The 14,206-nt window shown below is 50.8% G+C and carries 6 protein-coding genes; 3 read left to right on the top strand and 3 right to left on the bottom strand.

Annotation, left to right across the window (positions count from 1 at the left end; genetic code table 11):
- Positions 1–20 precede the first annotated feature (20 nt).
- A complete protein-coding gene (gene glyA / locus AAZR23_RS02555; RefSeq protein ID WP_434690371.1) occupies positions 21–1,274 on the bottom strand; it encodes a serine hydroxymethyltransferase in 1,254 nt (417 codons plus the stop codon).
- A 370-nt stretch (positions 1,275–1,644) separates the two neighbouring features.
- On the opposite strand from glyA, the gene hmpA reads away from it, so the two are divergent.
- The gene (gene hmpA, locus AAZR23_RS02550) at positions 1,645–2,826 is read left to right on the top strand and encodes an NO-inducible flavohemoprotein (RefSeq protein ID WP_434690369.1); all 1,182 of its coding nucleotides are present in this window, start codon (positions 1,645–1,647) and stop codon (positions 2,824–2,826) included.
- A gap of 324 nt (positions 2,827–3,150) precedes the next feature.
- Here hmpA and AAZR23_RS02545 read toward each other — a convergent pair whose 3' ends face one another.
- On the bottom strand, positions 3,151–3,708 hold the full coding sequence (locus AAZR23_RS02545; RefSeq protein ID WP_434690367.1) for a hypothetical protein: 558 nt from the start codon (positions 3,706–3,708) through the stop codon (positions 3,151–3,153).
- Positions 3,709–4,373: 665 nt separating this feature from the next.
- On the opposite strand from AAZR23_RS02545, the gene AAZR23_RS02540 reads away from it, so the two are divergent.
- Complete coding sequence (locus AAZR23_RS02540) at positions 4,374–5,150, top strand: winged helix-turn-helix domain-containing protein (protein WP_166707443.1); 777 nt, start codon at positions 4,374–4,376, stop codon at positions 5,148–5,150.
- Entirely contained in the window at positions 5,134–5,619 is a 486-nt protein-coding gene (locus tag AAZR23_RS02535; protein ID WP_218427942.1) for a hypothetical protein, read from the top strand. The genes AAZR23_RS02540 and AAZR23_RS02535 overlap by 17 nt, the downstream gene beginning before the upstream one ends.
- A gap of 383 nt (positions 5,620–6,002) precedes the next feature.
- Here the strand turns inward: AAZR23_RS02535 and AAZR23_RS02530 are convergent, their stop codons facing one another.
- Entirely contained in the window at positions 6,003–14,138 is an 8,136-nt protein-coding gene (locus AAZR23_RS02530; RefSeq protein WP_434690363.1) for an Ig-like domain-containing protein, read from the bottom strand.
- Positions 14,139–14,206 lie beyond the last annotated feature (68 nt).

The following is a 14,206-nucleotide window of genomic DNA, read 5'->3' as shown; positions in this document are numbered from 1 at the left end:
ACATCAGATTGGTAACGCGATTATGCGTAAACCGGGTATTTCGCGCAGATAGCCAGAACTTTTTGTTTCACAGTTTCAATGGTCGCTTCATCATTGAGGTTATCTAACACGTCACACATCCAGCCGGCCAGTTCACGGGCTTCTGCTTCTTTGAAGCCGCGGCGGGTAATTGCCGGGGAACCGACACGGATACCGGAGGTCACAAACGGGCTCTTCGGATCGTTCGGCACACTGTTTTTGTTCACAGTGATGTTAGCACGGCCCAGTGCAGCATCGGCATCTTTACCGGTGATGTCTTTATCGACCAGATCCACCAGGAACAGATGGTTCTCAGTACCACCGGACACCACTTTATAACCACGGTTCAGGAAGACTTCAACCATTGCTTTGGCATTTTTCACAACCTGGACCTGATTTGCTTTAAATTCAGGCTCCATTGCTTCTTTTAACGCCACTGCTTTACCGGCGATAACGTGCATCAGCGGACCGCCCTGGTTGCCCGGGAACACGGCTGAGTTCAGTTTTTTGTACAGATCTTCATCACCGCCTTTCGCCAGGATCATCCCGCCGCGCGGACCCGCCAGGGTTTTGTGCGTAGTGGTGGTGACAACATGCGCATGCGGAACCGGGTTAGGATAAACACCCGCAGCAACCAGACCGGCAACGTGTGCCATATCAACAAACAGGTAAGCACCGATGCTGTCCGCGATTTCGCGCATTTTCGCCCAGTCAACCACACCGGAATAAGCAGAGAAGCCGCCGATGATCATTTTCGGCTGATGTTTTTTCGCCTGTTCGGCGACATCGTCATAATCGATTTTACCGGCAGAATCGATACCGTAAGGGACGATATTGTACAGTTTACCGGAAAAGTTTACCGGAGAGCCGTGAGTCAGGTGACCGCCTTCCGCTAAATTCATCCCTAATACTGTATCGCCCGGTGAAAGCAGTGCGGAGTACACTGCAACGTTAGCCTGGGAGCCGGAATGCGGCTGAACGTTGGCATAATCTGCACCGAACAGTTCTTTTGCACGGTCAATCGCCAGTTGTTCCACGATATCCACATATTCGCAGCCGCCGTAATAGCGTTTGCCCGGATACCCTTCCGCATATTTGTTGGTGAGCTGGGAGCCCTGAGCTTCCATAACGCGCGGGCTGGTGTAGTTCTCAGAGGCAATTAATTCAATATGCTCTTCCTGACGACGATCTTCGTCTTTCATCGCCTGCCAGAGTTGTGGGTCGTAATCTGCAATATTCATTTCACGCTTTAACATTAGCTTCTCCTGACTCGCCTGATGCCGATAAAAAAACACCCCTTTCCGGGGACGAATGCCCTACAGTGTAAACCCTTTTTCTGAATTGAGATAGCCCCTGAAACAAAAAATACGCAAACGATTGCATAGTGGTAAAATCAGGTAATTACCGCACTTATTATTTCATAAGAATATCCTGTTCATCGGACGCAATACCGGATTTGTGATCCCCTCCTGCCCCCGCTCACTGATCAATTTCGCTATTTTCAGCGGATTTTCAGAAACAGCAGAAAAATTTGCGCTTTACAAATTCTGCCCTGTATTATAAGTTGCATTAAAAATACATGTTATAAATTTCACACTGATGTGATGCTTTTTCAGGAGCCCTGCTATGCTCGATGCACAAACTATCGCCACCGTAAAATCCACTGCCCCGCTGATTGCCGCCACCGGCCCGAAACTGACCGCGCATTTTTATGACCGCATGTTTCGTCAGCATCCGGAATTAAAAGATATCTTCACCATGAGTCACCAGCAGAATGGTGCACAGCGTGAAGCCTTGTTTAATGCGGTCTGCGCCTATGCCATGAATATTGATAACCTCGGCGCACTGGGCGCGGCAGTCGAAAAAATTGCCAATAAACACGCCAGTCTGATGATCAGACCGGAACATTACCCGATTGTCGGGGAAAACCTGCTTGCCACCATTGAAGAGTTACTCAATCCGGGTGAAGAAGTGCTGACCGCCTGGGGTAAAGCTTACGGCGTACTGGCAGATATCTTTATTCAGCGCGAAGCCGGGTTATATCAGGAAAAAGCGGCGTCACAGGGCGGATGGGAAGGTCTGCGTGAATTCCGCGTGATCCGCAAACAGCCGCAGAGTGAGCTGATCACCAGTTTTGAACTGGCGCCGGTTGATGATCAGCCCGTCGCGGATTACCGGCCGGGTCAGTATATCAGTGTCTATATCAATGATGACGCGCTGGATAATCAGGAAATCCGCCAGTACTCCCTGACACAGGCACCGGACGGTAAAACCTACCGTATTGCGGTTAAACGTGAGGACAAAGGTACGATTTCCGGCTGGCTGCACGCTAATATACAGGAAGGCGATGTGGTAAAACTGACGCCGCCGCTGGGTGATTTTTTCCTCGACGCTGAAAAAGAGACACCGGTCGTTCTGATTTCAGCCGGTGTCGGCCTGACACCAATGATGGCGATGTTACAGACACTGGCTGCACAGCAACATCCGGCGGATGTGACCTGGCTGCATGCGGCAGAGCACGGTGGTGTGCATGCCTTTGCGGATGAAGTAAACCGCACCGGTGCTCAGTTACCGGCGTTCAGTCAGACTGTCTGGTACAGAGAACCGCGTGCTGATGAAGCTCACCCTCACCTGACCGGGCTGATGGATTTAACCGCTCAGCAGGATGTCCTGCTCAGTAAAACACGCCACTATTACCTGTGCGGCCCGGTGGCCTTTATGCAGCATATTGCGCGTCAGCTGACTGCAATGGGCGTCAATGCAGACCAGATCCATTATGAATGTTTCGGTCCGCACAAAATTTTATAATCGCGACAGAATAACAATAACAACACACTGTCCGGGTATCGGACAAAACAGTTGTAACCCGCAGATATCCGTGTATTGGACTGAATAGTTGTAATACGCGGATATCCGGTAAAAATGCGGATGAATAACAGTTCAGAGCTTATATCATTTATACTGGCGCACCGGCCGAAAGAAAATGGTGTGATACTGAATTTTTTATATTGATTTTTATACCCGTCAGACAACCCTCTTTTCAGAAGATGTAATCAAATAAAAAACAGACCACATAAGTATCCGGTAAATTAATTCAGCTTATAATATCGAAATCAAAATACATTATTGATCTCATATATGGCAATTAAACGTCCCAAAATCTTTGTTTGAACTGTAGTAATGATGAACATGGCTTGTTGTTTTTACATTATGCTTTTTAGCAACAGATATCGAATGAGCATAAAATGTGGTAATACACATATTGATAGATTTTGCAGCCAGGCCCATATTTTCGTAATGTTTAAATGACTGTATGACTTCACGCTCAGTCGGAGTAAAAATATCCATGTGAGCTATTTTAAGTAATTTTTCCAGAAGGATATTAACTTTCATTGAGTTTTTAATAATTTTGGTGTTAGTCCAGGCGGATAATGCGCTTTCTATACGTATGCCTGCTATATTACTTAACATGCAGGATACGATATTATCAGCAAAGATTAGCGTTGCCCTCTGGTCATGGCTGAACATGCTAATATCCCGGATGACCTCCTCAATTTTATTATAGCTTTCCAGATCTATAAGAACGACGGGGGTTGCACAACTGTGTTGCCCTGTTTTCGATGTCACCCCTTCAGCAAGGAATATGTTTTTTGACAATAAAACAACATCAACACTCTGAGCGTGAGTCATTTTAATTCTCCGGATAGTTTTACAATATAGTCAAACGGTTTTGCCGCCGTATGTTCCTGTTGTTCCGGCACCGGGCTACTCTTATTACACGAGAGGCCATACATCCATCGGGACATAGGGTGATACGGAAAAACTCTGGTGCTGAGGATTGTAATGCGCAGAAAACCAGCGCGGTACAATTTATTGAATAAACCATGTTTTATAAATTAATATATTGAAAACATCAGGCGATATAGACATATATTCCGATAAATATAAGCCGGTGATCCGGCCCGGCAAGTGATAAGACATGTCCATCTGTTATCTCAGGTAGTTTATAACTGCACGTACAATGCAATTTCTTACCTTTGCTGAAAATGGCTCCCGTCATTGATAAGGCTCGTACCGCACTCAGTTGATAATTGTTTTTTATACCAGACGCAATTTTAACTCTAAACTTACCCTGCGCGGTATATTTTATAAAAACATGATTGCTTTATGTGATTTTATACCAAATAAAAGTCAGGTTATGATTTTTTATCCTGGCTGGTATTTTGATCTGTTTTCACTTCCCCCGGGAGTCTGTAGAATAAGTGATTAATAACATCTGTAAACTTGCAGGATAACGTACTCATATAATTTATTAATGTATAATATCCCTTTCAGCTCACTACTGGATTTGTTCTATGCTATACATAATCGATGATGAAATAATTTTCGATAACGATGGACGTTCTCTTTATCACAAATCAGTACCTGATGAAGCTATTTCTGTTTCTGAGACTGCATGCCGGTTACTACACTATCTGGTTCAAAATCCGAACATTGTACTTGGCAAAGAAAAAATTATTGAAGAAGTCTGGGGAAAATTTGGTTTTTCAGGCTCGGGAAACAGCCTGTCTCAGTATATAACTATTTTGCGTAAATATTTTACAGCATATGGTTTCAGTCAAATTATTAAAACCGTACCTAAATATGGATTTTCGTTTAACGCTGACATTACGGTTTTTGATCAGGATACAGATACTGATTTATTTCCATCACCCGTTGTTTCTCCTCCGAAAAAAACTGACGGGAGAACATTGCCAAAATTCAAAGCATTAATCACATGCTTCAATTTATCGCTCATCATACTCCTTATTGCTTACTCGGCAGATATGACGCGCCGGGACAAATTTGAGTTCAAATCTGTTTCACTTTATGACATTGGCCGAATCGGGACTTGTCCGGTGTTTACTATTTATCCCGGTTCTGAATCATTCAAAGAAACCAAAATAAACCTGGTAAAAAGCATGACCCATGAAGTGCTTCCTTGTGTAAAAGATAACTTTTATATCTTTGATTCCGAAGACCTCTTTGTTTTTGAATCAAAAGGACGAGCCTTCGTTTCGAGATGTGCATATCAGCAGAATACGGATAAAAAACTTTCAGGATGTGAGGTTGTTTATGTACGCAACTATTAAGAAGTCCGGTCACATTGTGACTTTACTTTTAATGGTGTTTACAGCGGCCGTTACTGGTGTAATTTATTACGATAAAAATAACCCGGATATTACGCTGGAATGTTCCGCAACAAATAACTGGGTTAAATTACCCGGAGGCTACAGGCTTAATGACACAATGACACTGATTCTTGGCGAAGGCAAAAAGGGCCGGATTCACTTATCGGGAATAATTGAAAATAAGGAAACTGAATACCTTCTGTCCAGATCAATTCTCTTTACTTACCAGGTCGTAAACGGAGAGACAGTTGCTATGAGGAATATCCGGCTTGTGAAGGGTGCCAGCGATTCTTTCCCTGACCCGCTTTTTAATAGTATGATTTACGACCTCTCCGAAACAGAAAAAGAACTTCATATACAAAAACTTCATAACAGCTATATTCTCAGTACACCTTATTCAGCCTATTCGATGTGTGTGGAATATAATTAGGTTATTCTGTGTCTCCGCGCCCCTCACACGCCTTTAACCGGGCGTGTTTTTTCCGGCTCACAACTTATCTGTATATTATCCCCCGCCTGATACAGGCGGCCACAGACCGGGTTTTCCGCTCTTACAAGAGGCATGCCATATAGTACTCCGGATGAAATAAGATCACAGAATTTTTACTGCCTGAAAATAACAGGCTGATATCAGGGAACAGAACAAATACAAAATTAATGAGAGGTCTGATTACTGAAAGATATTTGCAGCTGAAATTATCTCTTTATTACTAATATATTATTTTAAAGAATATTTTTATGTACTTTCAGATATACTTCCCCCATATTGAAATACAGCCTCACCTGAGTTTCAGGTGAGGCCTTTTTATCAGATCAGAAATTCCTTACACATATTGCCCTGCCATTTGATATTGCGGTTGCATTCTCCATCATATAACCATCCGTCAGATTGAAATAGTGGTTAATTAAACTATCCTCTAACACCCAGTAATTATTTACAGCACCGGGCACAAAACCAGCCAAAAAGTATGTATATGGCCATTGATTCATACTATTAACCGATGACGGCATGACATCAGCTTCATGCGCCCATTCGCCATAGGGCTGGCAAGCGGTTGATATATCTGCAACAGAACTCGCTGTTGTTATAAAAGTAAACCACTTTTTCACGTTAAAATCATATTTAAGCGGTGCACCCCCGTCTTTTGGCGCAGCAGTTATTGTTACAGCTCCCCCTGAATTAAGGGTTACAGTACCTGTCTGGTCAACATCAGCTGATGATGAACTGCTGCTCCACTGATAATCACTGTTTGATGTCGTTAAGTCATCTATCAGAAGCTGAAAGACTGCACCTTTAAACCCGGCGCCGGGAAAACCTTTTGTCACCCCCCGGGGCCTGGCGTCATTTTTACCTGCAGCATGAATAATCGCACCTGTAATTTTACTAACCTTCATAAAATTAACAGATACTGACGCATTGGCACCATTATTCAACGCAGCTGTGACATCAACAGAACCCTCAGTGGTATGAGTCAGAGAAGCATTTATCTTCCCGTTAGCGCGGGTTTTACCTGTGAAGAACACCTTATTATCCGCACTAAACGATACGTCAGTATCTGGTACAAGGTTACCATTGGCATCAGTGACTGTCGCCTCAACCTCACCGGTATCCTTTCCGTCTGCCAGAGCTTTGTCTTTCGTCACAATCAGATTACCCTGCTCAATCAGCGCTGTTGCAGGGTCCCCCGTAAACGTCGCTGCAACCATCCGACTGCGACCATTTTTCAATGTGGCGCGAACGTAAGCCTTTCCTGCCCTGATGCTGGTCAGGGTTACTTTCACTGTACCGTCCGTACCCGTGACACCAGACGCCACAATCACAGCATCGTTGTCCGCAGTGAAGCCGACATTGATACCTGCGGCCGGTTTACCGTTTGCATCGGTAACCTTCGCCCGCACTTCATCGGCAGCCTTACCATCTGCAACCGCGTTATCCTGCGTGACTGTCAGATCCCCTTGGGCAATGTTTGCTGTACTTTCGTCCGCGATGAAGGTGGTTGTAACCTGCTGACTGCTGCCGGTATTATCTACCGTGGCAGTGACGACTACCGGCCCGACTACCGGGCTTGTCACTTTAGCTTTCACGATGCCGTCTGCTGCAGTGTCGCCGGTAATGGTATTGTGGGGTGTGGTAAATGTCACGCGCGTGTAAGCCACCACGTTGCCCCACTTGTCGGTCACTTTCGCCTGTACTTCATTGGTATCTTTACGGTCAGCCAGAGCATTGTCCTTCGTAACGGTCAGGTTCCCCTTTTCAATGATACCGTTGTTCCCGTAGAATTTGCCCCGGTATTGTTTGCTGACGCCGTTTGGCAGCGTTGCAGTAATGGTGGTTTCTACTGCTTTTGTGCTTATCAGGAAAGCCTGCAGGGTTCCGTCCGGCCCCGTCACGTCAGACACTACACCACCATCGTAACCGGTATGGTCAATACTTACACCATTATCAGCCTTAAAGCTTACCTTTATCCCGTCAACCACCTGCCCATTTTGATCCCCGACCTTAACCCGTACCCAACCGGTATCTTTGTCACTGGCAGGCCAACCATCCGAACCAGAGTCCATACTCAGGAACACTAACTTACTGGTATCAACCCTGAATGTGGTTGCAACGGTCTGACTGGCTTTATTCACCGTGGCTGTGACATTCGCCACGCCGGCGGTCTGGCTGGTCAGGGTCACTTTCACGAGACCGTCCCGGTCAGTTTTGCCCGTCGCCGCAATAATTGCGCCGTTATCTGCGCTGAAGGCCACATCCACATCCGGAACCACGTTGCCGTTGGCATCGGTGACTTTTGCCCGGACTTCATTAGTCGCCTTACCGTCTGCAACAGCGTTATCTGTCGTTACGGTCAGGCTGCCGCTGATGAGGGTCGCTGTGGTCGCATCAGCTATGAACGTTGTGGTAACCGTCTGAGTGGTTTTATTCACGGTAGCGCTCACATCTGCCGGGCCCGCTTTCAGGCTCGTCAGCGTCACTTTCACCGTACCGTCAGCCCCTGTCGTTGCGGTTGCTGCAATAGTCGCCCCGTTATCTGCACTGAATGCGACACCTGCATTCGCGACCGGGTTACCGCTGGCATCAGTAACTTTTACCATAACCCCGTTAGTTGCCTTTCCGTCTGCAACAGCATTGTCCTGTGTGACCGTCAGGTTGCCTTTAATGATGGTAGCGGTGCTGCCGTCAGCTACAAAAGAGGTATTCACGGACTGACTGCTATTGGTACCGCTAACTGTTGCTGTTACCGCTGTGATGCCTGCAATGGTGTTAGTCAGGGTGACTTTCACCGTGCCGTCTGCGGCAGTTTTGCCGGTAGCGGTAATAACAGCACCGTTGTCTGCCGTAAAGCCGGCATCGATACCGGACAGCAGGTTGCCGTTCGCATCCGTGACTGTCGCCATAACTTCGTTGGTGTCGGTACCGTTGGCAATGGCGTTATCCTGCGTGACTGTCAGGTTACCTTTGGTGATGGTCGCTGTGGACGGGTCAGCGTTAAAGGTCGTGGTAACCGTCTGGCTGGTTTTATTCACCGTCGCCGTCACGTCTGCCGGGCCCGCTTTCAGACTGGTCAGGGTCACCTTGACGGTACCGTCTGCACCGGTGGTGCCGCTGGCGATGATTTTCGCGCTGTTGGTCGCCGTGAAATCAACCTGAACGCCGGACAGCAGGTTACCGTTGGCGTCAGTGACTTTCGCCATGACTTCGTTGGTTGCCTTACCGTCTGCAATGGCATCGTCTGCCGTAACGGTCAGATTTCCTTTGGTCAGGACGGCTGTCCCGCTATCTGCCGTAAAGTGAGTATCAACAGACTGACTGCTGGTGTTCACTTTCGCGGTGACGATAGCCTTACCGGCGTGAAGGTTAGTCAGGGTGACCTTCACCGTACCGTCCGCTGCTGTGGTCCCGCTTCCGATAACGGATGCACCATTGGTGGCAGTGAAGTTCACCGTCACACCGGACACCTGGTTACCGTTCGCGTCAGTGACTTTCGCCATGACTTCGTTAGTGGCTTTACCGTCAGCCGTTGCATCATCTTTGGTTACAGTCAGGTTACCCTGAGTGATGTTTGCAGTGCTGCTGTCAGCCTTAAAGGTGGTTTTCACCGTCTGACTGTTTTTGTTCACCGTCGCCGTGACGTTCACCACTCCGGCCTTCAGGCTGGTCAGGGTCACTTTCACGGTACCGTCGGTGCCGGTTTTGCCGCCGGCAATAATGGTGGCGTTATTGTCCGCCGTGAAGCCGACCGTGATACCGGACAGCACATTGCCGCCTGCATCGGTGACTTTGGCCATCACTTCGTTGGTAGCTTTACCATCCGCTGTTGCGTCATCCACGGTGACCGTCAGGTTACCCTTGATGATGGTGGCCGTGCCGGCATTCGCATCAAAGGTGGTGTTCACCGTCCGGGTACTGCCGGTGCTGCTGATGGTGGCCGTAACCGGGGTCTTGCCCGCAGTGGTGTTCGTCAGCGTCGCTTTGACCGTGCCGTCTGCACCGGTGGTGCCTGTCGCCACGATTTTCGCGCCGTTCGCCGCAGTGAAGTCTACTTTGATACCGGACAGCAGGTTGCCGTTGGCGTCGGTGACTTTGGCCTGTACCTCGTTGGTGGCCTGCCCGTCTGCAACAGCGTTATCCTGCGTCACGACCAGGTCGCCTTTCGCCAGCGTTGCCGTGGACGGGTCAGCCGTAAAGGTGGTGCTGACTGTCTGACTGCCGCTGGTACCCGCTTTCGCGGTCACGGCGGTGGTACCTGCGGTGATGTTGGTCAGGGTGACTTTTACCGTACCGTCAGCCCCGGTAGTGCCGGTTGCGGCAATTTTCGCACCGTTGTTGGCGCTGAAGTCCACCTGAATACCGGACAGGACGTTACCGTTGGCGTCAGTGACTTTGGCCATCACTTCGTTGGTGGCGTTACCGTCGGCAATCGCATCATCCCGGGTCACCGTCAGGTTGCCCTGAGTGATGGTCGCCGTACCGGTATCCGCCTTAAAGGTGGTGTTGACGGACTGGCTGCCGCTGGTGCCGGTTTTCGCGGTCACAACAGCCGTGCCTGCGGTGGTGCTGGTCAGGGTGACTTTTACCGTACCGTCAGCACCGGTGGTGCCGGTTGCCGCGATTTTCGCGCCGTTATCCGCACTGAAGTCCACTTTAATACCGGCCAGCACGTTGCCGCCCGCATCGGTGACTTTGGCCATCACTTCGTTGGTAGCTTTACCGTCTGCAATCGCATCATCTTTGGTGACCGTCAGGTTACCTTTAATGATGGTGGCAGTGGACGCATCAGGCACAAAGGTGGTGTTCACCGTCTGACTGGTTGTGTTCACGGTCGCCGTAACCACGGCAATACCTGCAACCGTGCTGGTCAGCGTAACTTTTACCGTTCCGTCTGCCCCTGTCGTGCCGGAGGCAATAATTTTCGCACTGTTGTTCGCGCTGAAGTCCACCTGAATACCGGACAGGATATTTCCGCCCGCATCGGTGACCTTCGCCATCACTTCGTTGGTGGCCTTGCCATTGGCAATTGCGCCGTCAGCGGTCACCGTCAGGTTGCTTTTGGTCAGTGTTGCCGTGGTTGAGTCAGCCTTAAAGGTGGTGTTCACAGACTGGCTGCTGGTGTTCACTTTCGCGGTCACCGCAGCAACGCCCGCTTTCAGGCTGGTCATCGTGACCTTCACGGTACCGTCCGCGGCCGTTTTGCCGGTGGCGGTGATTTTTGTGCTGTTATTCGCACTGAAGTCTACGCTGACGTTGGCCACCGGGTTACCGTTGGTGTCAGTGACTTTAGCCATCACTTCGTTGGTATCAGTGTCGTCGGCTTTCGCACCATCCCGGGTAACGGTCAGGTTGCCTTTGGTGATGGCGGCAGTGCTGCTGTCAGCCACAAAGGTAGTGTTCACCTGCTGATTATTGCCGTTTTTCAGGGTCGCTTTCACGGCAATGGTTCCGGCCTTCAGGCTGGTCAGGGTCACTTTGACCGTGCCGTCTGTACCCGTTTTGCCGGTCGCCGCAATCGTCGCGCCATTGTCCGCACTGAAGTTAACCATGATGCCGGGGGCCGGATTGCCTGAAGCGTCCGTGACTTTCGCCATGACTTCGTTGGTATCGGTGCCGTTGGCTGTCGCGTTATCTTTTGTGACGGTCAGGTTGCCCTTGCTGATGGTGACGGTGCCCTCATCCACAGTAAAGGTGGTGCTCACCTGCCGGGTGCTGTTGTTGACCGAGGCCGTCACCGGTGCGGTGCCGGATTTGAGATTCGTCAGGGTGACCTTCACGGTACCGTCTGCCCCGGTGGTACCGGTGGCGGTAATTTTCGCGCCGTTACCCGCACTGAAGGTGACCGCCATGTTTGTGACCGGGTAGCCATTCGCATCGGTGACTTTGGCCATCACTTCGTTGGTGTCGCTGCCGTTGGCCACGGCATTATCTTTCGTGACCGTCAGGTTGCCCCGGGTAATGGCTGCCGTGGACGGATCCGCCACAAAGCTCAGCGGGGTGTCTTTGTTATTGCCGTTAATACCAAACCGGTAGGTGTCGGTGCCCACTTTATGACTGGTGATGTTCACCAGCAGCTGGCCCTGACTGTCCGTCAGGTTACCGGCAGGCCGGGTGGTGTAGTGCGCCCCGGCCGGAACGGTGATGGTGACCGGCAGACCCGGCAGCACGTTGTGATTATCATCCGTGACCGTCAGCCGCACGCTGTCCTGCGCCTGGTCGTTAGCGTAAGCATTATCTTTTTCAACCTTCAGAGTATCTATCTGCGCATGGCTGATATCCACCATAAACTGCGCGCTGACGCTTTTCTGTGTGCCGGTACCGCTGACTGTCAGAACGGACTGGCCGGCTATGTTGTTGCTGAAGCGGGCAGTGATCTGTCCTGCAGCATCAGTGACCTGCGACGGGGTTTGCATCTGTGCCCCGTTGGATGCATCCGCACTCAGGGTGAAGTTTTCCACCGGGTTACCGAACTGATCCTGAACTGTCGCCAGGGCTTCATTCATGGCCTTGCCGTTGGCCAGCGCTTTGTCGTGCGTCAGGGTCAGAGTACGTATCTGCGCGGAGGTAATATCGGCGGCAAAAGTCAGCTCTTCCGCCAGGCTGTTGCCGTTTTTCATGGCAGCTTTCACGTTGCCGCTGCCGGAGACCTTACTGCGCACCTTCACGGCCGCCCGGCCCTGGCTGTCGGTTACCACGGTCTGGCTGCTGTCCGCGTGACCGCTGTTATCCAGCAGTGTCACGGCGGTGTTGTCCCGGAAGCCTGTCGTGGTAAAGGTGATTTCACGTCCGGCCAGCGGGACATTTTTCTCATCCAGCACCACTGCCGCGGCGGTAAAGGTATTTTTGTTGTCGGCCATCACCGGGGTTCCCGGGGTGACAGTCAGACTGGTAATAGTTTCCTGAGACGGACGAACCCCCACCCACATCACGGCAGTATTGGAGACATTGCCTTCAGTGTCAGTCCCGGTGGCGGAGACGCGGTAGATCTGTGGTTCATTGCTGCGGGTAAATACGTATGCAGGCAAAGTCAGGCTGGCGGTGGTCAGAGAAGTCATCACCAGTCGTCCGCCCTGTGAGGTCAGCTCCGGTGCGGACCAGTCTACGGACTTCAGGCCGTACTTCGCTTTATTCACGGTCAGCGGCACGCTCAGAACCCCGGCGGCTTCACCATCCATACGCGCCGGCAGAGAGATGGACAGCAGTTCCTGCTTACGGTACTGCATGACGATGTTGTAGTTACGGTCAACAAAGTCGTAGCGGTTCCCGGCCAGACTGCGCATCAGATCGACGTTCTCACTGTCAAGCTGACGGGAGAGCGGCACGCCAAACCGGTAGGTGATGTCCATGCCGATACTGCTGTCGTTGTCATCACCGAACGCGGTCTGCCCCCGGAAGGTCACCAGCGGTACCGGGGTATAGGTCAGCCCCAGGGTAGTGGCAGACGGATTGTTTTTCAGATCACCCGGCGTCGTGCTGTAGCCCGGATCAATACCGTCACCAAAATACTGTTCATAGCGGGCAAAAGCGCCGAGTTGCGGGTAAGACGGCAGATAAGCTTCGGTGCGGATGTCAAATCCGTTAGCCGGACGTTCGTCGTAGTCGCGCATCGCGTCCGGCGCAGACTGATGCCAGTTTGTCAGGCGAAAGTAGCCGTTGGCAGACACTTTCAGGTAGTCAGCCCACAGCTCTCCCCCGACACCCAGACGGGAGTTGTTCCCGGTCATGTCGTGGTCCCAGAAGGTATTGACGCCCCACATCCATTCATCCTGCATATGACGATAGCCGACCCCGGCATTCGCCGTGGTGCGGTCTTCGTTAGCACGGATGCCGGCCTGAGAGAAAAGCAGACTGTCCGGTGTTTCATGCAAAGGGATCAGCAGGTCCGCATCTCCGGTGCGGTCAGAGCCGAACTGCACCCTGGCGTGACCGAACTGGTTCAGCCAGTCGGTGACCTGCTGGTTAATGAGGTTCTCACCCATGCTCCGGGCGTAGCCGACAGAGGCATCGAGGGCGTTCGTGTTCTCCTGTGAGAGCATGCTGCCCACCTGACTGACGCCCTGCGCCACCCGGGCGGCACCACTGCCGGACCGGTTGTCATCGCCGGACGTCAGGTAGTCTTTTTTACCGTCTGCATCCGTGATTTTCGGGCTGCCCAGATCCGGCAGGGCACTGAAGATGTCATCCCGGCGGACGGTGTTGTCATGAGCCGGGATGTCGTGTGCGGTTACCGCTGCACTGCTGCCGGAAGAGAAGAAGCCATCCTGCCCGGGCATCATCATCGCATTCATGCCCTCAATGGTCTCACGGACCGCCTGATCATCAGCAGCAGACGTGCGGAAAGCTGCACGGGCCGGGAGGGATAACATGAGCGGAGTGAACAGCTGGGTGAGGATCACCAGCCACACAGTAACCACCTGACGGTTAAGTCGGGGGAAACGGCGAATACGTTTGTTCATTATATATTTCCTATGCACAAGCATCGCAAAGGACGACAGAAAATATCATCCCTTACGGTGCCGTTATT

It is taken from the genome of Morganella sp. Je.2.23, from assembly GCF_051129855.1.
Classification (GTDB): Bacteria; Pseudomonadota; Gammaproteobacteria; order Enterobacterales; family Enterobacteriaceae; genus Morganella; species Morganella sibonii.
This window is presented reverse-complemented; position numbering and strand designations above follow the sequence as displayed.

Bases quoted from the DNA above. Each gene is read 5' to 3' on its own strand.
- hmpA (WP_434690369.1), top strand. From the start codon at position 1,645: ATGCTCGATGCACAAACTATCGCCACCGTAAAATCCACTGCCCCGCTG.
- AAZR23_RS02535 (WP_218427942.1), top strand. From the start codon at position 5,134: ATGTACGCAACTATTAAGAAGTCCGGTCACATTGTGACTTTACTTTTA.
- AAZR23_RS02545 (WP_434690367.1), bottom strand. From the start codon at position 3,708: ATGACTCACGCTCAGAGTGTTGATGTTGTTTTATTGTCAAAAAACATA.
- AAZR23_RS02540 (WP_166707443.1), top strand. From the start codon at position 4,374: ATGCTATACATAATCGATGATGAAATAATTTTCGATAACGATGGACGT.
- AAZR23_RS02530 (WP_434690363.1), bottom strand. From the start codon at position 14,138: ATGAACAAACGTATTCGCCGTTTCCCCCGACTTAACCGTCAGGTGGTT.
- glyA (WP_434690371.1), bottom strand. From the start codon at position 1,274: ATGTTAAAGCGTGAAATGAATATTGCAGATTACGACCCACAACTCTGG.